At 57.6% G+C, this 20,995-nt stretch carries 20 protein-coding genes; 10 read left to right on the top strand and 10 right to left on the bottom strand.

Annotated features, from left to right (window positions below; genetic code table 11):
- The 3 genes from ACTG3T_RS06670 to ACTG3T_RS06660 form a co-directional block, all read right to left on the bottom strand.
- The coding region (locus ACTG3T_RS06670; protein ID WP_439101486.1) for an AAA family ATPase at nucleotides 1-729 on the bottom strand (729 nt) is incomplete at its 3' end.
- A gap of 9 nt (nucleotides 730-738) precedes the next feature.
- Entirely contained in the window at nucleotides 739-1,362 is a 624-nt protein-coding gene (gene lolA, locus ACTG3T_RS06665) for an outer membrane lipoprotein chaperone LolA (RefSeq protein ID WP_439101485.1), read from the bottom strand.
- Between the two features lie 4 nt (nucleotides 1,363-1,366).
- Nucleotides 1,367-3,685, bottom strand: a complete 2,319-nt coding sequence (locus ACTG3T_RS06660) for a DNA translocase FtsK (RefSeq protein WP_439101484.1) — start codon at nucleotides 3,683-3,685, stop codon at nucleotides 1,367-1,369.
- Nucleotides 3,686-3,834: 149 nt separating this feature from the next.
- Between ACTG3T_RS06660 and trxB the strand changes: the two genes are divergently transcribed.
- From trxB to infA, 4 genes are all read left to right on the top strand, one after another.
- A complete protein-coding gene (gene trxB / locus ACTG3T_RS06655) occupies nucleotides 3,835-4,797 on the top strand; it encodes a thioredoxin-disulfide reductase (protein ID WP_439101483.1) in 963 nt (320 codons plus the stop codon).
- A 7-nt stretch (nucleotides 4,798-4,804) separates the two neighbouring features.
- Nucleotides 4,805-5,515 (top strand): leucyl/phenylalanyl-tRNA--protein transferase, encoded by a 711-nt coding sequence (gene aat / locus ACTG3T_RS06650; RefSeq protein WP_439101482.1) that lies wholly within the window; start codon nucleotides 4,805-4,807, stop codon nucleotides 5,513-5,515.
- Nucleotides 5,516-5,549: 34 nt separating this feature from the next.
- Entirely contained in the window at nucleotides 5,550-6,281 is a 732-nt protein-coding gene (locus ACTG3T_RS06645; RefSeq protein WP_439101481.1) for an arginyltransferase, read from the top strand.
- Nucleotides 6,282-6,427: 146 nt separating this feature from the next.
- Nucleotides 6,428-6,646, top strand: a complete 219-nt coding sequence (gene infA, locus ACTG3T_RS06640) for a translation initiation factor IF-1 (protein ID WP_008295635.1) — start codon at nucleotides 6,428-6,430, stop codon at nucleotides 6,644-6,646.
- A gap of 57 nt (nucleotides 6,647-6,703) precedes the next feature.
- Here the strand turns inward: infA and clpA are convergent, their stop codons facing one another.
- The 3 genes from clpA to icd all read right to left on the bottom strand — a co-directional run bounded on the left by clpA (nucleotide 6,704) and on the right by icd (nucleotide 10,967).
- Entirely contained in the window at nucleotides 6,704-9,001 is a 2,298-nt protein-coding gene (gene clpA, locus ACTG3T_RS06635) for an ATP-dependent Clp protease ATP-binding subunit ClpA (RefSeq protein WP_439101480.1), read from the bottom strand.
- 20 nt (nucleotides 9,002-9,021) lie between these two features.
- A complete protein-coding gene (gene clpS / locus ACTG3T_RS06630) occupies nucleotides 9,022-9,357 on the bottom strand; it encodes an ATP-dependent Clp protease adapter ClpS (RefSeq protein ID WP_439101479.1) in 336 nt (111 codons plus the stop codon).
- A 356-nt stretch (nucleotides 9,358-9,713) separates the two neighbouring features.
- Nucleotides 9,714-10,967: an NADP-dependent isocitrate dehydrogenase gene (icd, locus tag ACTG3T_RS06625; RefSeq protein ID WP_439101478.1), complete on the bottom strand. Its 1,254-nt coding sequence runs from the start codon at nucleotides 10,965-10,967 to the stop codon at nucleotides 9,714-9,716.
- 220 nt (nucleotides 10,968-11,187) lie between these two features.
- Between icd and ACTG3T_RS06620 the strand changes: the two genes are divergently transcribed.
- From ACTG3T_RS06620 to ACTG3T_RS06595, 6 genes are all read left to right on the top strand, one after another.
- Nucleotides 11,188-11,793, top strand: a complete 606-nt coding sequence (locus ACTG3T_RS06620; RefSeq protein WP_439101477.1) for a pseudouridine synthase — start codon at nucleotides 11,188-11,190, stop codon at nucleotides 11,791-11,793.
- Nucleotides 11,794-11,878: 85 nt separating this feature from the next.
- Complete coding sequence (gene mnmA, locus ACTG3T_RS06615; protein WP_439101476.1) at nucleotides 11,879-13,009, top strand: tRNA 2-thiouridine(34) synthase MnmA; 1,131 nt, start codon at nucleotides 11,879-11,881, stop codon at nucleotides 13,007-13,009.
- Nucleotides 13,006-13,641: a high frequency lysogenization protein HflD gene (hflD, locus tag ACTG3T_RS06610; RefSeq protein WP_439101475.1), complete on the top strand. Its 636-nt coding sequence runs from the start codon at nucleotides 13,006-13,008 to the stop codon at nucleotides 13,639-13,641. The genes mnmA and hflD overlap by 4 nt, the downstream gene beginning before the upstream one ends.
- Before the next feature lie 12 nt (nucleotides 13,642-13,653).
- Entirely contained in the window at nucleotides 13,654-15,036 is a 1,383-nt protein-coding gene (purB, locus tag ACTG3T_RS06605; RefSeq protein ID WP_439101474.1) for an adenylosuccinate lyase, read from the top strand.
- 4 nt (nucleotides 15,037-15,040) lie between these two features.
- The gene (locus ACTG3T_RS06600; protein ID WP_439101473.1) at nucleotides 15,041-16,153 is read left to right on the top strand and encodes a JmjC domain-containing protein; all 1,113 of its coding nucleotides are present in this window, start codon (nucleotides 15,041-15,043) and stop codon (nucleotides 16,151-16,153) included.
- A complete protein-coding gene (locus ACTG3T_RS06595) occupies nucleotides 16,146-17,069 on the top strand; it encodes a GNAT family N-acetyltransferase (protein WP_439101472.1) in 924 nt (307 codons plus the stop codon). The genes ACTG3T_RS06600 and ACTG3T_RS06595 overlap by 8 nt, the downstream gene beginning before the upstream one ends.
- A 49-nt stretch (nucleotides 17,070-17,118) precedes the next feature.
- Here ACTG3T_RS06595 and ACTG3T_RS06590 read toward each other — a convergent pair whose 3' ends face one another.
- From ACTG3T_RS06590 to mce, 4 genes are read right to left on the bottom strand one after another with little or no spacing between them, the layout of a single operon-like run.
- Complete coding sequence (locus tag ACTG3T_RS06590; RefSeq protein WP_439101471.1) at nucleotides 17,119-17,421, bottom strand: Rieske (2Fe-2S) protein; 303 nt, start codon at nucleotides 17,419-17,421, stop codon at nucleotides 17,119-17,121.
- 9 nt (nucleotides 17,422-17,430) lie between these two features.
- Complete coding sequence (meaB, locus tag ACTG3T_RS06585) at nucleotides 17,431-18,399, bottom strand: methylmalonyl Co-A mutase-associated GTPase MeaB (protein WP_439101470.1); 969 nt, start codon at nucleotides 18,397-18,399, stop codon at nucleotides 17,431-17,433.
- A 2-nt stretch (nucleotides 18,400-18,401) separates the two neighbouring features.
- Nucleotides 18,402-20,555: a methylmalonyl-CoA mutase gene (gene scpA / locus ACTG3T_RS06580; protein ID WP_439101469.1), complete on the bottom strand. Its 2,154-nt coding sequence runs from the start codon at nucleotides 20,553-20,555 to the stop codon at nucleotides 18,402-18,404.
- Nucleotides 20,556-20,564: 9 nt separating this feature from the next.
- Nucleotides 20,565-20,975, bottom strand: coding sequence for a methylmalonyl-CoA epimerase (mce, locus tag ACTG3T_RS06575; RefSeq protein WP_439101468.1), 411 nt, complete (start codon nucleotides 20,973-20,975; stop codon nucleotides 20,565-20,567).
- Nucleotides 20,976-20,995: the final 20 nt, after the last annotated feature.

Below are 20,995 nucleotides of genomic sequence, written 5' to 3'. Positions count from 1 at the left end.
GAAATTGTCCCCATTTTTGTCAAAACGCCGGGGGGAGCCCCGCAGTACTTCCTCAAAACCGGCTTCGTCCAGATGCCCATCTTCACTACTGAGGCTCACCGCGAGTTCCAGAAGATTCAGCGCGCGACGGGCGTCCCCGTCCGCTGCCAGCGCGATGCTTTCGCGCTGAGCCTCGCTGAGCGTGAGAGACACCTGCGTCTCCCCCCGCTGAAGAATCATCGTCAGCTCTTCCACGGTGAGCGAATGCAGCCGATAGACCCGCGCCCGGGACAGCAGTGCGGAATTTAACTCAAAAGCGGGATTCTCCGTGGTGGCCCCAATCAGCGTCAGCGTGCCGTTTTCTACAAAGGGCAGAAAAGCGTCCTGCTGGGACTTGTTGAAGCGGTGCACCTCGTCCACGAACAACACGCATTGCCGACCGCTTGCACGCTCCGCCTCACCCACAGAGACGGCCTCGCGGATGGCCTTGACCCCATCCATCACGGCTGAGAGTTTCAGCATGCGACTGCCGCTCGCATCACAAAGGAGCTGTGCCAGGGTGGTTTTACCCACACCCGGCGGCCCCCACAGGATCATGGAGTGCAGGGGCTCCCCCTTGAGGCACCGCGACAGTGGCTTACCGTCGGCGAGAAGATGGCTTTGCCCCACTACCTCCACGGGTGCAGACGGACGAAGCGCCGCTGCCAGGGGCTGGGCCGCCTCGAGATCGCCAAACAGGTCGTCGCTCATGATGGCGACTCAGTAGTCTGAGGGTTCGTAGACATCCACCCCCGGGGGGGGCGTGAACTCAAAATCCGCAGGGCTCAGCAATGCCGGCGCCGCATCGGGCGTCAGGGCGAGATCGATAGTCTGTCCGCTGCGATCCACAACCACCATGGCCACAACCTCCTCACCTACCCAGGTGATGTCCACGGAGGCAAAGCCCGCCTGGGGAAACGTCGGCATGAGGCGAGCCTTCGCCGGGCCGAGGGGTTCCGTACTGAACTTCTCTCGCAGCTCGCCACTGTCACCGGCTAAGAGCTCCAGCGGCGTAAACTCATTGGTCTGGGAGGTATCCCGTCGCGTTGCGGCGGCGAGGTCACGGTCGTAATGCCAGAGGTCGGTTCCCGACACGACGATGAGTTGCTCATCCGGCGACTGTATCTCCCACCGAAAAAAACCCGGACGCAGCACGGCATAGCGACCCCGGGTGCGCTCCAGAAGCTCCCCGTCCTCATCAGAGAGCTCCTGAACAAAGCTGCCGCTGGCCTGGGACTGGGAAGCCAGCAGCGCCCACACGTCGTCGCCGGCGCTTTGTGCGAATCCCTGGGCGCCATGGAGCAACAACACTGACGTTAGCGCGGTGAATAGTGTTTTGAACACGTCGTTAATCCTCCAGCGGGGGCGGTGCGATGACCTCCCGCTGTCCGTTAGTACCCATCTCGGTGACAACGCCGGCGGCTTCCATGGCCTCGATAAGGCGCGCAGCGCGGTTGTAGCCAATGCGCAGCTTTCGCTGGACACTTGAGATCGACGCCCGGCGGCTCTTGGTGACAAAGTGCACCGCCTCGTCGTAAAGGGTATCACTCTCGTCGTCGCCCTCGGAGGCCTCGGACTGAAGTTCTCCGGGGGTGACAGCCGTACTACTGCCCTCGTCCAGCAAGCCCTCAATATAGGCGGGCTCACCGCGGCGCTTCCAGTCCGCAACGACCCGATGGACCTCATCATCGGACACAAAAGCACCATGGACCCGGGTGGAAAGACTACTGCCTGGCGGCATGTAAAGCATGTCGCCGTGCCCCAGGAGCTGCTCGGCACCGCCCTGATCCAGAATCGTCCGGGAATCCACCTTGGAGCTCACCTGAAAAGCGATGCGCGTGGGAATGTTCGCTTTGATGAGGCCAGTAATAACATCCACGGAGGGCCGCTGAGTAGCAAGCACCAGATGTATGCCGGCGGCCCGCGCCTTTTGCGCAATTCGGGCAATAAGCTGCTCTACTTTTTTGCCGACGATCATCATCATGTCGGCAAACTCGTCGATCACCACCACAATGGCAGGGAGTGTCTCGAGCTCAGGCGCGCTCTGCTCCTCTACCGGCGTCATGGACAGCTGGTCGGGCACCCACAGAGGGTCTTCCAGAGGCGTGCCCGCTTTCACCGCATCCTGAATCTTGCGGTTGTATCCCGCGAGGTTTCTCACGCCCAGGGAGGCCATGAGTTTGTAGCGACGCTCCATTTCCGCCACACACCAGCGAAGGCCGTTGGCCGCATCTTTCATGTCCGTAATCACCGGCGTGAGCAAATGGGGAATGCCGTCGTAGACCGACAACTCCAGCATTTTGGGATCGACAAGAATCAATCTTACGTCGGCAGGCGTGGATTTATACAAGAGACTGATGAGCATCGCGTTGACGCCCACGGACTTACCAGAGCCCGTGGTACCCGCTACCAGCAAATGGGGCATGCGGGCAAGATCCGCGACCACCGGCTGACCGGAGATATCATGACCGAGGGCGAGGGTCAGAGCCGACTTGGACTGATCGAAGGTGCGTGAGGACAGCACCTCGCGGAAATTCACTATCTCGCGATGCTCGTTGGGGATCTCGATACCGACGACGCTTTTCCCGGGGATAACCTCCACCACGCGCACAGAAATTACGGCAAGGGATCGCGCCAGGTCCTTCGCAAGGTTGGATATTCGCGAGACTTTGACACCAGCGGCAGGCTGGATCTCAAAGCGCGTAATCACCGGCCCGGGATACACCGCAGTCACCTCTGCGGTAATGCCAAAGTCCGCCAGCTTGAGTTCGAGAAGTTTAGAAAGCTTTTCCAGTGCCTCCGGCGAATAGCCTTCACTGGCATCCCGTTGCGCGGGATCGAGTATTTCCAGAGGAGGTACCTCTCCCGTGACCGGCGCATCAAACAACGGCACCTGCTTTTCCCGCTCGACCCTTTCAGACTTCTCCGGCGGCGGTTTCAGCGGTTTGATCTTCGGTGGCGTACGCTTTTTCTCTTTTTCAACATGCTGATCGATCACCTGCCGCCGTGCTTCCAGCTGCTTTTCGCGGGCCCGGCGCTCCGTGATGTTGTCTCGGAAAGTCAGGAACCGGGTCTTTGCTAGACCCACGCCGTTGAGTGCGAGCCCCCCCAGGCGATCCATGAGCCCCAGCCAGCTCAAGTCGGTGAAAATCGTCATCCCGAACAGGAAGACCGCCAGCAGGATTAACCGGGCGCCAAAACCACTGAAGGCGGTATCCATGGCTGAGCCCAAGGCCAGACCGATGATGCCCCCGGCGCCCTGGGGCAACGACACAACGCCGCCCACATTGAGTGCAGCCAGAGCCGTACCGGAGGCCATTACAAGCACAAGCCCCAAGGCCCGCACACTGAGCACAGCCCCGGAAAAAGCCTGGGGCCGCTGGCGCTCAGCAAACAGCAAGGCAGCACGATAGGCGAGCATGAGGGGGAACAGGTAAGCCAGATAGCCCACTAGCGAGAAGCACACGTCCGCCAGCCAGGCCCCGGTGGGCCCCCCCAGATTTTTTACCGTGCCGCCGGAGCCGGTACCTGACCAACCGGGGTCCGCCTGGGAGTAGCTCACGAGACTTACCAACAAATACGCGCAGATCGCAGCCACAGCGATAAGCAATCCCTCCCGAAGCCGGGGGGAGGCAGCATCCTGAGCCTCTGTCTGTTGCCGGGGCATCTCAATAACCTCTGTGATAAGGGGTTAGTTTCACGATGTTTTCTATTTTATTCAATAGCTTAAAGTAATTTCCTGATATAAATTTGATCTTTGCTCGATGCGCGGCGTTCCATTACCATGAGCGCCTTTTTACTTGAGACCTCTACATCATGTCCGACGTTCAACATCATAAGCTGATCATACTGGGTTCCGGGCCCGCGGGTTATACCGCAGCGGTCTATGCGGCACGCGCCAACCTCGATCCCGTGGTGATTACCGGTATGCAGCAAGGGGGGCAGCTCACGACCACTACCGAGGTTGAGAACTGGCCCGGCGGGGCTCACGATCTCCAGGGCCCCGGCCTTATGCAGGACATGCTCGAACACGTGGAGCGTTTTGGCACGTCCGTGATCTTTGATCATATCGATTCGGTCGATCTCAGTTCGCGTCCTATCCGGCTGAAAGGTTCAGGAGAGTACAGCTGCGATGCGCTGATCATTTCCACAGGCGCGTCCGCCCAATACCTGGGTCTGCCCAGCGAAGAGCAATTTCTCGGCAAGGGCGTGAGCGCCTGCGCCACCTGCGATGGCTTTTTTTACCGTAACAAACGCGTGGCCGTTGTCGGTGGGGGAAACACCGCGGTGGAAGAAGCGCTCTATCTCTCGAATCTGGCCGAAAAAGTGATTCTGGTGCATCGTCGCGACAGCCTTCGCGCAGAAAAAGTACTTCAGGATCGTCTGTTTGCCCGGGAAGCCGAGGGCAAAGTCGAGTTCCGCTGGAACCATACCCTCGCCGAGGTTCTGGGCGATGACAGCGGCGTGACGGGTATGCGCATTGCACCCACGGACGGCAGCGCCACCGAAGATATTGAACTCGAGGGGGTGTTTATCGCTATCGGGCATAAACCCAACACCGATATTTTCGCCGGGCAGCTGGATATGAATGGCGGTTACATCAAGGTCCACAGCGGTACTGAGGGCAACGCCACGGCCACCAGCGTACCAGGCGTATTTGCTGCCGGTGATGTGGGTGACCACATCTATCGACAGGCAGTAACATCCGCCGGCTTTGGATGCATGGCCGCATTGGATGCAGAAAAGTACCTCGATGAGATGGCTAGCCAGCAGGCCTGAGTGATCAGTGCCTCTCCTCCATTACCTGGAGCCGGGCGAGGATTTTCCACCGAGCAGTGAAGCCCTCGCCTACCCCAGCGGTCTCCTGGCTGCTGGGGGGTGTCTTGATAGTGAAACTTTGCTCAAAGCCTATGGCCGGGGAATCTTTCCCTGGTACGAAGCACCGCAGCCGGTTCTCTGGTGGACGCCTGATCCCCGCTCTATTTTGCTTCTCGAAGACCTGCACGTCTCCAGATCCCTTCGCAAAACTCTCCGTAGAGATGAATTAACGCTCAGCATCGATAACGCTTTTGCCGAGGTCATGCACGCCTGTGCCGCTCCCCGCGACGGCCAGCGGGGAACCTGGATCGATGAAGACATGGTGCAGGCTTACCACAGGCTCGGCGAGGAAGGTCACGCCCACTCCATAGAGGTGTGGCGTAAGGGAGCCCTCGTAGGCGGCTTGTATGGCGTTGCCATAGGGGGCGCATTCTTTGGTGAGAGCATGTTTTCGAGGGAGACCGATGCCTCCAAGATAGCCCTGGTCGCGCTGGTATGGCTCCTGCGACAGCGCGGCGCTATCTTTATCGACTGTCAGATTGAAAGCGAACACCTGAACAGTCTCGGGGCAAAGAACGTGTCCCGAGTAGACTTTGAGAATCGACTTCAGCACACTGTGAATATGTTGCCAGCTACCGACAACTGGGCCTTACCCGAAAGCACCGGAGCGCTGATGTGAAGCGTCAACCGCAAGCCGCAGCAAGGGCGCTAACATGACGTCGTCATTGCGCGACCTCAAGGTGTATACCACCTACCCCCACCGCTGTAGTTATCTTGAGGAAGAAGAAGCGACCACCCTGTTTATTGACCCTCGCCAGGCCGTGGATCAAACCCTCTATAGCAACCTCTCGATGCTCGGTTTTCGTCGCAGTGGCAACCATATTTATCGCCCTCATTGCAGTCACTGCAACGCCTGCATACCTGCCCGGGTGCACGTAAATGATTTTAAGGCCAACCGCAGTCAGCGCCGCTGTCTGAAGCGAAACGCCGACCTGGACGTCACCATCCGCACATCAACTTCCAGTGATGAAAGCTATGCACTGTACGACCGTTACATCCGTGCACGTCACGCTGATGGCGATATGTATCCCCCGGATCGGGATCAGTTTGAGTCCTTTCTCAATAACCCCTGGGACTGCACCGAATATTGCGAATTTCGCGATGGAGATCGCCTGGTAGCGGTTGCGGTTGTCGATATGATGCTGGACGGGCTGTCGGCGATTTACACCTTTTTCGACCCCGATGAGAATGCGCGGAGTCTGGGCCGCTTTGCAGTGCTCTGGCAGATTGAAAGGAGCAAAGCCCTGGGGCTGCCCTACGTATACCTGGGATACTGGATCCGCAACTGTGAGAAAATGTCCTATAAATCGGACTACCAGCCGCTTGAAGTCCTCATCAATAACCAATGGCAGCGCTCTACCGAAGGATTGATTGAGAGCTTTTGAGCAAGAGTCAGTCTCGCTCAGCGATAACTGCCTTCTGGCATAACCCGCTCAGTTGCCAAGTGCCAGTTTTTACACACTTTTGCGGTGGCTCTCAGGGGGCTTTTCGGGCAGAATGCGCGCTGATTTTTTACAGTAGTAACAGATGAATGGCTAAAGAAGACCAAATTGAGATGGAAGGCGAAGTGGTAGACACCCTGCCAAACACCACCTTCCGGGTAAAACTCGAAAACGACCACGTGGTAACCGCGCATATCTCCGGAAAAATGCGCAAGAACTACATTCGTATTCTCACCGGGGACAAAGTGCGCGTAGAGCTCACGCCCTATGATCTCACCAAAGGCCGCATCACTTACCGCGAGCGCTGATAAACCAGCGGCCTCATCGCCGGATTCAACCCGGCGATAAGGCGGCAGATACGCTATTTAACTGACCGTCATTTCGTCTTTGGCAGAGTCTTCAGCCTCGGGCACAGTTACTTCCAGCCCGTCTCCGTCGGCATTCAAACGCACCAGCGCAGTACCGCCGGAATTTGAAAGTGCCCCGAACAACACCATTTCTGCCAGGGGCTTCTTGATGTGATCCTGAATCACGCGATCCATGGGGCGGGCACCCATATGCTGATCGTAGCCTTTCTCTACCAGCCATAGCCGCGCATCTTCATCCACGTCCAGAGTGATGCGCTTCTCATCCAGTTGCCCCTGAAGCTCCGCCAGGAACTTGTCCACCACGGTAAGAATGACGTCCTCACCCAGAGGCTGGAACTGCACGATGCTGTCCAGACGGTTGCGAAACTCCGGTGTAAACATGCGGCTGATGGCTTCCATGCCATCGGTACTGTGATCCTGGGCTGTGAAACCAATAGAGCGGCGACTGATGGTCTCAGCGCCCGCGTTAGTGGTCATGACCAGAATGATGTTGCGGAAATCTGCCTTGCGCCCATTGTTGTCAGTAAGGGTGCCGTGATCCATTACCTGCAATAACAGGTTGAACACCTCCGGGTGAGCCTTTTCGATCTCGTCCAGCAATACCACCGCGTGAGGATGCTTGGTGGCCGCATCGGTGAGCAGGCCGCCCTGGTCAAACCCCACGTATCCCGGAGGAGCGCCGATGAGACGGGACACGGTATGGCGCTCCATGTACTCGGACATATCAAAGCGAATCAACTCAAGACCCAGGATCTTGGCCAACTGGCGAGTAACCTCGGTTTTACCAACGCCAGTGGGGCCAGCGAGGAGGAAAGAGCCGATGGGCTTGTCACCGCCCCGAAGTCCCGCGCGCGCCATCTTGATGGAGGTGGAAAGGCTGGTCACGGCATCGTCCTGACCAAAGACCACCATCTTCAGATTGCTCTCCAGCTTCAGGAGCACATCCTTGTCGTTGCGATTGACGGACTTTGGCGGAATTCGCGCAATCTTTGCCACTACGGCTTCCACATCGTGCTTGCCAACCACTTTCTTGCGCTTGGAGGGCGCCTGCAGCTGCTGGAAGGCGCCCGCTTCATCAATCACATCAATCGCCTTGTCGGGCAGGAAGCGATCGGTGATGTAGCGGGCGGACAGGTCCGTCGCTACGCGCAGTGCCTGGTCCGTGTAACGCAGGCCGTGATGCTCCTCAAAGCGCGACTTGAGCCCCTTGAGAATCTTATAGGCATCGTCAGTACTGGGCTCCATAACGTCGATCTTCTGGAATCGACGACTCAGTGCCTTGTCCTTATCAAAAATACCCCGATATTCCTGGAAAGTCGTGGATCCAATGCAGCGAAGCTTGCCAGAGGTCAGCAAGGGCTTGAGCAGATTACTGGCATCCATCACACCGCCGCTGGCAGCGCCTGCACCGATAATGGTGTGGATTTCATCAATGAACAGCACCGCACCCTCGCGACGTTTTAGCTCTGCCAGGAGGCCCTTGAACCGCTTCTCGAAATCGCCGCGATACTTTGTACCGGCGAGCAGGGAGCCCAGATCCAGCGAATAGACCTCCGCTCCCTTGAGCATCTCCGGCACGTCATCGTCCTCGATAAGCTTGGCCAGCCCCTCGGCGATGGCCGTCTTGCCGACCCCGGACTCCCCCACCAGCAGCGGGTTGTTCTTACGCCGGCGCGCCAGTACCTGAATCACGCGCTCCACTTCTGACGAGCGTCCGATCAGCGGATCGATGCGCCCCTCTCGGGCCTCCTCATTGAGATTGGTCGCAAAGCTGTCGAGAGGATTGCTTTCGCCCTCTTCCGCGGCCCCTTCGCTGCGCTCAGCTTCCGGTTCACCTCCGTCGCTCTCACCGCCCTCGTCGACCTTGGAAATCCCGTGAGTAATGTAATTGACGACATCCAGTCGGGAGACACTTTGCGTCTTCAGGAAGTAAACCGCCTGGGATTCCTGTTCGGAAAAAATAGCCACCAGCACGTTAGCGCCGGATACTTCACTGCGACCGGAGCTCTGCACGTGGAATACAGCGCGCTGAAGCACTCTCTGGAACCCCAGGGTTGGCTGGGTTTCCCGCTCCTGCTCTTCTTCGGGAATCAGCGGTGTGGTGGAGTCAATAAACTCGACCAGATCACCCCGGAGCGCGCTGAGTTCAGCGCCACATGCTTTGAGCACACGGATAGCGTCGTTGTTATCCAGTAATGCGAGAAGCAAATGCTCTACCGTCATGAATTCATGTCGGCGTGAGCGTGCCGAGCGAAATGCGTCGTTCAGCGTCTGCTCTAATTCTTTACTTAGCATGCACTATCTCCTTCGATGCGCTAGTCCTCGGATGCTTCGATTTCACACAGCAGTGGATGCTGATGATCTCGGGCATACTGATTGACCTGTGCTGATTTGGTCTCCGCAATATCCTTGGTATAGATTCCGCAGACTCCTTTGCCGTGCGTATGCACGGTGAGCATGATCTGCGTGGCCTGTTCGCGGTTCATTTTGAAAAACACTTCCAGAATCTCAACAACGAACTCCATGGGCGTGTAGTCGTCGTTAAGGAGTACTACCTTGTATAAAGGGGGGCGTTTGACCTTGGGCTTCGCTTCCTGAAGAGCCAGCCCTCCATCATCGCTGAGGTCGTCCGAATCTTTATCCACAGACATGCGCCAAGACGTCGGACTGCAGAGAATTTGAGCCCCTGCGGAACCCTCGGCTGGTGGCAGCATTCGCTCCCACACTCGCGAGGTGCTTCGCGGTGCAGAACGGCCTTTGAATAGACAAGTTTGGTTTTGCATTGACCCGATTATAAAGCTTTTGAAAGCGAGCGCGAGACCTCGAGGCCAATGCCTTTGAATTTCTCGCACCCGCTACTCTAAACGCCCCATAGCGGGCGGGAAAGGAACGCGGTCAAGCCTCCGTGACCGCTAAGAATCGCAAGCCCGCCTTGAGGACCAGATATCTGGGACACAAAAAAACCCGCGCCGGCTCACCGGGCGGGTTGTATCACTTGCGCGCTGCCCTACATGGAGGCGACGATCTTTTCGCCAAATCCGGAGCAGCTGACCAGGGTTGCTCCTTCCATCAGACGCTCAAAGTCGTAGGTCACCGTGCCGTTCTGAATGGCCCCGTTCATGCCGTCAATGATCAGGTCGGCAGCTTCGTTCCAGCCCATGTGGCGGAGCATCATCTCAGCAGACAAGATTAACGAACCGGGATTCACCTTATCCTGACCGGCATACTTGGGTGCCGTGCCGTGCGTCGCCTCAAACAAGGCGATCTTGTCCGAGAGGTTGGCGCCGGGCGCGATGCCGATACCACCCACCTGCGCAGCCAGTGCGTCGGACAGGTAATCACCGTTGAGGTTCAGCGTGGCAACGACGGAATAATCCTTGGGTCGCGTCAGAATCTGCTGCAGCATTGCATCGGCAATGACATCCTTGATGATGATCTCTTTACCGGTGTTCGGGTTTTTCACCGATACCCAGGGACCGCCATCGAGGAGCTCGCCGCCAAATTCTTCCTGGGCCAGCTCGTAACCCCAGTCACGGAAGGCCCCTTCCGTGAACTTCATAATGTTGCCCTTGTGTACCAGGGTAACCGAGGGGAGATCCTGATCGATGGCGTACTGAATGGCTTTTCGCACCAGACGCTTGGTTCCTTCCTCCGATACCGGCTTGATGCCGATACCTACGTTGGTGGGAAAGCGGATCTTCGTAGCGCCCATCTCCTTAATGATGAAATCGACGACCTTCTTAGCCTCGTCGCTGCCCGCTTCGTACTCAATGCCTGCATAGATATCTTCAGAGTTCTCCCGAAAAATCACCATGTTGCAATCGCCCGGGGCCTTCACCGGCGATGGCACGCCTTCGAACCAGCGTACGGGGCGGAGACAGGTGTACAGATCGAGCTCCTGACGAAGGGCCACGTTCAATGAGCGGAAACCGCCGCCCACCGGGGTGGTCAATGGTCCCTTGATACCCACAGAGTATTCTTTAATCGCCTCAAGGGTCTCTTCCGGGAACCAGTCGCCTTCATAGAGTTCCGCAGCTTTCTCTCCGGTATAAATCTCCATCCAGGAAATCTTCTTCGTGCCGTCATAGGCTTTGGCCACCGCCGCATCAACCACATCAATCATCACCGGGCTGATATCGACGCCGATACCATCGCCCTCGATGTACGGGATAATGGGATTGTCAGGCACATTGAGGCTGTTGTCGTCGTTAACGGTGATACGTGTGCCGCTTTCTGGCACCTTGATATGCTGATAACCCATAAAATCACTCCAGGCTTGGTTATTTGCTGTTTACTGGTATGAAAACGCGGTCTGCACCCTCTTTTGAAGAGAACCCCGCTATCCTAAACCTTCAACGTTTGTTTGAGCGTTGATTTCAACGTTCGCTTGCGTTTTTCGACCGGGATTAGCCCGCAAAAAACGCCGATAATGTTACCAGAACGGAGAGCAGCATGACGGCCTTTTCACTGAATTTTCACTGATGGCAGAGCTTATTCTTTTTAACAAGCCCTATCGGGTGCTGAGCCAGTTTACCGATTCCGAGGGCAGGAACACCCTTGCGGACTTCATCAGCAAGAGCGGGTTCTACCCCGCCGGCCGTCTTGACTATGACTCCGAAGGCCTGCTCCTGCTATGCAAGGACGGACGCCTGCAGCAACGCATCGCGGACCCCCGATTCAAACTTTGGAAACGCTACGCCGTGCAACTTGAGGGAGAGATTAGTGACACGGCTCTACAGGCCCTTCGCGATGGCGTTGTGCTTAAAGACGGAGCGACCCTCCCCGCCCGCGCCTCGATCATTAGCAGACCCGGATTCTGGCCCCGGAATCCACCCATCAGGGAGCGCAGGAACCAAAGGACCAGTTGGGTCGAGGTTGCGATCCGCGAGGGTCGTAATCGTCAGCTGCGCCGGATGTGCGCTAACGTGGGCTTCCCCGTGCTGAGGCTGATCCGGACCCACATTGGCGATTGGACGCTCGATGACCTCGCGCCGGGAAGCTATCGCACAACCCGGGTTAATCTACCCGCAGCCGCCCCCAAAAAAAGGCTCATTCAAAAAAACAGGAGCCGCCCGCGCTCCCGTTAAAATAGCGGTCAGAGCCACCACCGTCTGTTAGAATGCAGCGCCTTTTTTGAGGGCACATTTTTACGGACAACTTCCACGGCACACTATGACAGCAAGCACTAGGAAAACAGAGAAAGTCATTGTCGGTATGTCCGGTGGCGTCGATTCGTCCGTGGCCGCACTGATGCTCCTGGAACAGGGCTACGACGTTGAAGGTCTGTTTATGAAAAACTGGGACGAGGACGATGGCACCGAATATTGCACTGCCAAGGTCGATTACGCGGATGCCCAGGCCGTCGCAGACAAGCTGGGAATCACCCTCCACGCGGCGAATTTTGCCGCGGAATACTGGGACAACGTCTTTGAGCATTTTCTGGATGAGTATCGTGCCGGGCGGACCCCCAATCCCGACATTCTGTGTAACCGCGAAATCAAATTCCGCGCCTTCCTGGATTATGCGCTGGAACTGGGTGCGGACAGTATTGCCACGGGGCATTATGCGCGCCGTAGCGTGAGTAGCGGGCGTCCCGCGCTGCTCAAAGGCCTCGATGACAACAAGGACCAGAGCTATTTTCTCCATGCGGTGGGCCACGCTGAGTTGTCCAAAACACTGTTTCCCCTCGGCGACATAGAGAAGCCTGAGGTTAGAGCTCGCGCTGAGCAGGCCGGCTTACGTACCCACGATAAAAAAGACTCAACCGGTATCTGCTTTATCGGGGAGCGACGTTTCAAGGATTTTTTGCAGCAGTATCTTCCCGCGCAGCCCGGCGTCATCAAGACCCTGGACGGCGACAGCATCGGTGAACACAGCGGTCTGATGTATCACACCATTGGACAGCGTCAGGGTTTGGGCATTGGCGGTCTTGCAAAGCATAGCGAAGCACCGTGGTATGTGGCGGGCAAGGACCTGGCCAATAACGTTTTGCTGGTGGTCCAGGGCAACAATCACACGGCCCTGTTTTCTCAGGAGCTGTGGACGGACGAGCTTTTTTGGATTGCAGGACAGCCCCCCCCATTCCCGCTCCGTTGCGCAGCCAAGGTACGTTATCGCCAGGCCGATCAGGTGTGCACAGTGTTTGAGGACGACGTCGAGAACAAAGGTCGTTACCGCATTGCATTTGCCGAACCCCAGCGCGCCATCACACCGGGGCAATCGGTGGTGCTCTACGATGACAAGATCTGCCTGGGCGGCGGCGTCATCACCACAACCACAGCCGCTCAGGCGCTCGCCGCATGAGCGTTTTACGAGAGCAAACCATCGCCCTGGCGGGTGTCGCGCAGGCTGCGCGCATCGTGGATCAAATATCAAAAACCGGCAGCTATCCCCTCGAGTTTCTCGAGAGTTCTGTGAACAGCCTGTTTGTATTTGATCTTGAGCATGCTGAGGACATCTACAAAGGACTGCCCGGGGTCAGACTCGGACTCCAGAATCTCTGTGCTCTCCTGGCCAACCAGCGCGATCAGGAGCAGCGTGACGCCGTACGCTATTTCTTCAACATCCTGCACCTTGAGCGCCGCTTTGCATCCGATGAGCAGCTGCGAGAGGTCGTGCGCTCCCGGCTGGAGCACGCCAGTTTCCGCGCTGAGCACTTCGCTGGCAATGTGGGGGATATCTGCCACAGCGTTTCAGGGGTGTACCAGGATACCTTCAGTAAGCTGCCCCAGCGCATCAAGGTGATGGGGAGTGCCCAGCATCTTGAGAACCAGAAAAACGCCGATATTGTTCGCAGCCTCCTGTTGGCCGGAATACGCTCGGCATACCTCTGGCGGCAACTGGGGGGACGTCGCTGGAAGCTCGCCATGCAAAGAAAAACGATGCTCAGAAACGCCCAGGAACTATCTCGCGGCCTCGGCCTCGTTCAAGAATAGAAAGGAAAAATCATGCCCAAAGACGGTCTTGCTCTCAGCCCCCTCACAGCCGTTACGCCCCTGGATGGACGTTACTCGGGTAAAACCCGTCCCCTTGCGGAGGTTTTCAGTGAATATGGCCTCATCCGCCGCCGCGTACTTGTAGAGGTCCACTGGCTGCTAGCCCTGTCCCGCGAGCCTCGGATTACAGAGGTCGCGCCCCTCTCCCCTCAGGCAGTGAGCAAGCTGACAGCAATTGCCGAGGAGTTTTCTGTCGATGATGCGGCACAAGTCAAAGCCATTGAGGCCACGACCAATCACGATGTAAAAGCTGTTGAATACTTCATCAAGGAGCGCTTCGAGAGCGATGGAGAGCTGCAGCGTATCAGCGAGTTTGTCCACTTTGCCTGCACGTCGGAGGACATCAACAACCTCGCTCACGCCCTGATGCTCCGCGATGGACTGAAGCAAGTGCTGATCCCCGGTTTTGAGAGCCTCGTGACAACACTGGCTGCTATTGCCCACGACCTCGCAGATCAACCCATGTTGTCACGTACCCATGGACAAACGGCCAGCCCGACAACCATGGGAAAGGAAGTTGCCAACAGCGTAGCACGCCTGAGGCGACAGCTGTCACGTATTTCTGACGTACCGCTTCTGGGAAAAATGAACGGCGCCGTGGGTAACTACAATGCCCACCTGGCAAGCTATCCGGATATTGATTGGCAAGCTTTCAGTGAAACATTCATCGAGGGCCTGGGGCTGGCGCAGAATCCCTACACGACACAGATTGAGCCCCACGACTACATGGCGGAACTTTTTGATGCCATTGGCGGTGCGAACACCGTACTGCTGGATTTTGCCCGGGATATCTGGGGCTACATTTCTCTCGGTTACTTCAAGCAGAAAACCATCGCCGGAGAGATCGGCTCTTCCACCATGCCTCACAAGGTCAATCCCATCGACTTCGAAAATGCTGAGGGCAACCTGGGACTGGCCAACGCGGTATTCACCCACCTGAGCGACAAACTGCCCGTGAGCCGCTGGCAGCGCGATCTCAGCGACTCTACGGTACTGCGAAACATGGGCGTAGGCTTTGCCTACACACAAATCGCCATCGAGTCTCTGGCCAAGGGGATTGGTAAGCTCGAGAGCAATCCCGCGCGTATGGACGATGATCTCGATGCCAGCTGGGAAGTGCTGGCCGAACCCATACAGACGGTGATGCGGCGCTACGGCATCGAAGAGCCCTACGAAAAACTCAAGGCCCTCACCCGGGGGCAGCGGGTGACCGCCCAGCGCATTCGCGACTTTATCGATACGCTGGATATCCCCGAGGCAGCAAAGGAAGCTCTGCGTGAGCTGACACCCGCCAGCTACGTGGGCAACGCTGCCGAACAAGCGAGAAACATCTAAGCGCGTGCCACGCTATCGCCTGCAACTGGATGTAGAGCGCTTCCTCGCAGAATACTGGCAGCGCGAGCATCTTTTTATTCCCGGAGGCTTTGCGGGTTTTGAGGTCCCCGCCGATGGCAATGAACTGGCGGGACTGGCCATGGACGCTGACATCGACGGCCGTATCGTCAGCGCCGACGGTGACCACTGGCATCAGGAACGTGGCCCCTTCACTGTAGAGAGCTACCAGCGCAGCGGTAGCTGGACGCTGCTGGTACAAAGTGTTGATCAGCATTGGGACGAGGCCGCCGACCTTCTCAATGCCGTGTCGTTTTTACCGTCCTGGCGCCTCGATGACATCATGATGAGCTACGCCACAGATGGCGGCAGTGCCGGCCCCCATTACGATAACTATGATGTGTTCATCATTCAGGGTGAAGGCCAGCGGTGCTGGCAGGTTGGGCCTCGGTGCAACAGCAGTAGTCCACTGATGGATAATACCGATCTACGACTCCTTGCCGACTTTACACCCCGCCACGAGTACCTTATGAGTGCCGGCGATGTACTGTACGTCCCACCCGGCGTAGCGCATTACGGCACCAGTGTGGGTGAGTCGACCAGCTTCTCTATCGGCTTCCGGGCGCCTCGGCACAGCGACCTTCTCGCCCGCTGGGCAGACAACACCCTGAACAGCATCGAGGATGAAGCGCTGTTTCACGATGCCGGGCGGGAGCCGGCGCAGCGTAGCGGTGAAATCACCAACAAGGACCTGGAACGTGCCCGGGTACAGCTCATACAAGCCCTGGATAAAAAAGATGCGCGCTGGTTTGGAGAGGTAGTCACAGAAACGGGAACCGTGCGGCCGGAGCCCCTGGATCCCGTCCCGGATTTTGCCATCGCCCGAGGGTGGATCACCCGAACACCGGGTAGCCGCCTTGCCTGGCACGGGTTGGCTGATGAGCTGCTGGTGTTCACTCACGGTAGCGTTCACGATGCGCCCCTGGCACTACAGCCGCTCCTGGAATCCCTGTGTAGTCACCAGGATGTCGACATCGCTGTGGCCCGGGACGCTCACGATGCAGCCGCGGGATTGCTACGCTGGCTCTACCATGAGGGAGCGGTTCTGTACTATGAATAACGCTGACACGCCTCTGATCCGGGAAGCGAACTGGCCGGCAGATGCAGAGGAGCTGGAACGCCTGCGTAGTGCCGTGTTTGTTATGGAACAGGGTGTACCCCGGGAGATTGAGTGGGATGGACAGGATGCGCACGCAGCCCACGCTATCGCCGAGTTGGACGGAACGGCCATCGGCTGCGGGCGATTACTCCCTGATGGTCGCATCGGACGCCTCGCTATTATTGCGCAGCACCGGGGTCATGGCGTTGGCGCGATGCTGTTGCAGTGTCTGCTGGGTATCGCTCGCCAGCAAGGGCAGACGGCCTTGTACCTCCATGCCCAGGCTAACGCAGTGAGCTTCTATGAGCGTGCCGGTTTTGTAATCCGGGGGGAGACCTTTGAGGAAGCGGGTATCGCTCATCGCGATATGCACATGACTCTGGATTATCGCGACTGGAACGAACCCATCCCGCGTCTATGCTCTCCCCATCCCTTCTCAGAGCTGGTGGTCGCCCAGGCACGCCTGGCGCGACGGGAGCTGCGTATTCTCAGTCCAAAACTGGACAACAGGGTGTTTGATCAGGAAGACCTGGTATCGGCGATACGCCTGTTTCTGCGCGGCGGCAATCTCAGTCACGTCCAGGTGCTGGTACAGGACGCTCGCGCCATTGTTCAACGGGGGCATCGTTTACTGGCGCTGAGCCGACGCCTGCCCAGCAGGATAGAGATTCGCCGTCTTGCGGAACACCCTCAATGGAATGATGACACGTTGGTTATACGTGATCGGGACAGCGTATTGGAGCTACCCGGGAAAGGAGTTGATGCCGGTTTTTACCGGCCAGAGGACCGACCCAGAAGTGAAGCCGCCATCAATCGCTTTGATGAGCTGTGGCGCCTGGGGCAGATTGATCCGGAGTTTCGAGCGCTTTCTCTCTAGCACTAATACCAGAAACTTGGGCAGCTTTTCCGGCCACGGCCAGTACAGGCTACTCGTCGATGCCGACGCTATTACCCTCGTAGACTAAGTCATGGATCTTCAGGGAAGGGCAGATTCCCGGCGACGGTGTCCCGTCCCGCAGGGAGAACTGCACTTGATGCTTCGGGCAGATGAGCATGCCCTTATCCATAAGTGCAGCATCCAGGAACTGCCCCTGGTGGGGACAGTGGCGATCCACGAGCCTCAGGATGCCTGCCTCCTGAAACAGCAGCGCCTGCCGTCCACTGACATGCACGACTTTTCGGTAGCCGTCATGGAGATTGATAAGCTTTTCGAGGGGACGATAAGCCACGCTTATCCTTTATCCCTTATCCATGAGTTCAATAACCCGCCGGGCAGCGGCGTAGGGCGTCATGGTTTGTGCTTCAACATCCGCTTCCAGCCTGGGAAGCTCTGCCGCCACGCCTGCGCTCTCCTTGAGACGCTGCATCAACAGTGATTGCACCAACTGCTGCATCCACTGACGGTTTTGCGTCGATCGCTGGCGTGTAAAAAACCCGGACTCCCGGGTCGAGGTCACATAGGACTGGATAGTGTCCCAGACTTCGTCAAGACCCGTTTTGGCGAGCGCCGAACAACGCATCACCACAGGCGTCCAATGGCTTTCGCTACGCAGAAGACTGAAGGCGGACTGGTACTGCGTCTGGGTTGCCGCTGCGATACCCGCGCCCTCCCCGTCCGATTTATTGATCACCAGGGCATCGGCGAGCTCGACAATGCCCTTCTTAATTCCCTGGAGCTCATCGCCACCCCCGGGAAGCATGAGCAGCATAAAAAAGTCGACCATCCCGGCAACCTGAAACTCCGACTGCCCTACCCCCACTGTCTCGACGATGATGACGTCATAGCCCGCCGCTTCACAGAGCAGCATGGTCTCGCGGGTTTTTTGCGCAACACCACCCAGCGTTCCCCCGGAAGGAGTAGGACGAATAAAAACGTTTTCTTCCCGGGACAGCTGCTCCATGCGCGTCTTGTCGCCCATGATCGAGCCACCGGCGACGGGCGAGCTGGGATCCACCGCTAACACCGCCACGCGCTTGCCCGCGCGAAGCAGCAGCTGACCGAAGGACTCTATAAAGGTGGATTTCCCCACACCGGGCACACCGCTGATACCGATGCGGATACTATTGCCCGTGCGGGGCAGCAGGGTTTCAAGAAGCGCCTGGGCCTTCTCACGATGGACCCCAAGGGAACTCTCGGTCAGCGTTATCGCCTTGGCAAGCGCTCGCCGGTTGCCATCGAGGATGCTTTGAGGATCGGGCGGGAGCACGCTTAATCCGCGGCTGCGTTTACCGCCTCAAGCACTTCTCTGGCGGCGACAGGTATGGCGGTCCCGGGACCAAAAATGCACTGTACGCCGGCTTCGCGCAGGGCCGGATAATCCTGTTCGGGAATCACCCCTCCGGCGATGACGACGATATCGCTGGCATCGAGCTTGGCGAGCTCTGAAATGAGCTCAGGCACCAGAGTCTTATGCCCCGCGGCCAGGCTGGAAGCGCCGACCACGTGCACGTCATTTTCTACCGCCTGCCGCGCAACTTCCGCGGGGGTCGAAAACATCGGTGAAAGATCCACATCAAAGCCCACGTCCGCAAAGGCCGTGGCGACGACTTTTGCGCCGCGGTCATGGCCGTCCTGGCCCATTTTGCAAACCAGCATGCGAGGACGCCGCCCATGGCGCTCTACAAAGTTATCGATATCGGCACTGATCATGTTCCAGTTCTCATCTTCCTGAAATGCCGCGCCATAGACACCGGACACCGTTTGCGCATGGGCGGTAAATCGTCCGAACTCCGCCTCCATGGCATCAGATATTTCTCCAACGGTAGCACGGAGACGCACGGCATCAATAGCCAAAGCGAGCAGGTTGCCCTCCCCTCCGGCAGCACAGGCAGTAATTTTTTCGAGGGCCTCATTTACCGCACCCTGATCCCGGGACTCGCGGATTTTTTTCAGTCGAGCAATCTGTGACTCACGTACCGCTGCGTTATCGATATCGAGGATATCAATGGGGTCTTCCTGGGAAGGGGCATACTTGTTAACACCGACAATGACATCATCGCCCCGGTCGATGCGCGCCTGTTTGCGCGCCGCCGCCTCTTCGATGCGCAGTTTGGGCATGCCCGTCTCAATGGCTTTGGCCATGCCGCCGGCTTCTTCCACCTCGGCAATGAGCTCCCGCGCTTTCTCGGCAATTTCCCGGGTCAGAGACTCCATCATGTAGGAGCCACCCCAGGGATCAACGACCTTGGTAATACCCGTCTCTTCCTGAAGAATCAGCTGCGTGTTACGGGCAATGCGCGCCGCAAACTCCGAAGGCAGTGCGATAGCCTCATCCAGGGCGTTTGTATGGAGTGACTGGGTGCCCCCGAAGACCGCTGCCATGGCCTCGATGGTTGTACGCACCACGTTGTTGTAGGGGTCCTGCGCGGTAAGAGACCAACCGGAGGTTTGGCTGTGGGTGCGCAACATCGAGCTTTTAGGATTCTCCGGCGAAAATTCCGCAACAATCTCACTCCACAGGAGCCGCGCCGCCCGCATTTTGGCGATCTCCATGTAGAAATTCATGCTCACGCCCCAGAAAAATGACAGCCGGGGTGCAAACTCGTCGATGCCCAGTCCCGCAGCAATAGCCGTGCGGATGTACTCCTTGCCATCGGCCAGGGTGTAAGCCAGCTCCAGGGCCGCGTTCGCCCCTGCTTCCTGGATGTGGTATCCGGATATGGAAATGGTGTTGAAACGCGGCATGTTTCGGGAGCAGTAGGAAATAATGTCGCCGATAATCCGCATGCTGGGTGCGGGCGGGTAGATATAGGTGTTTCGCACCATGAATTCTTTCAGAATGTCGTTCTGAATGGTGCCCGCCAGCTGGTCCTGAGAAACCCCCTGCTCTTCGGCGGCGACGATATAGCCCGCCAGCACGGGCAGCACCGCACCGTTCATGGTCATGGAGACCGAGACTTTATCCAGGGGAATGCCATCGAACAGAATCTTCATATCTTCGATGGAATCAATGGCAACCCCCGCCTTACCCACATCACCGGTCACCCGCTCATGATCGGAGTCGTAACCGCGGTGGGTGGCCAGATCAAAAGCAACCGATATGCCCTGCCCTCCAGCGGCGAGCGCTTTACGATAAAAGGCATTGGACTCTTCGGCGGTACTGAAACCAGCGTACTGACGGATCGTCCAGGGGCGCCCGGCGTACATCGTCGCCTGGGGGCCCCGCAGGTAAGGCGCCATGCCCGGCAGCGTATCCGCATGCTCGAGATTCTCGGTATCCGCAGCGGTGTACAACGGCTTCACCGGGATGCCCTCGGGGGTATCCCATATCAAGTCACCGGGAGTTTTCCCCTTCATCTGCCTTGTTGCCAGGGCATCCCAGGCAGCGAGCTGTTCCGCAGTGGCCTTGTTACTGTCGCTCATAGCTAATTCTCAGTGTTCGTCGGCAGGCTGATTAAGTTCCACAAGAATCCCGTCACAGCTTTTGGGGTGAATAAAAATGGTCAGCGAGTTATGGGCTCCGGGCGAAGGTGCATCGGAAATAAAGTCATAACCCTTGGCTTTCAGACGCGCCACGTCAGCGTAGATGTCGTCGGAACGAAAACATAAATGATGGAGGCCCCCTCCACGTTTCTCCAGGTACTTGGCGATGGGACCCTCACCGTTAAGGGGATGCACCAGCTCTATGTTAGTGGGAGGTAGGGGAATAAACGCCGTAGAGGTCTTGGCGGCCGTGACGTCTTCAGTGCCATCCAGGGGAAGACCAAAGTCTTCACAAAAACGTTTGATGGCTTTTTCGAGGTCGGGCACAGCGACCGCGATATGGTCAAGGGCGGTAATCATAGCTTGGGACTCCTGAGGTG

It is taken from the genome of Congregibacter sp., from assembly GCF_965660375.1.
Classification (GTDB): domain Bacteria; phylum Pseudomonadota; class Gammaproteobacteria; order Pseudomonadales; family Halieaceae; genus Congregibacter.
Note: the sequence above shows the minus strand (reverse complement) of the source record. Positions and strands in the feature narration are given on the sequence as shown.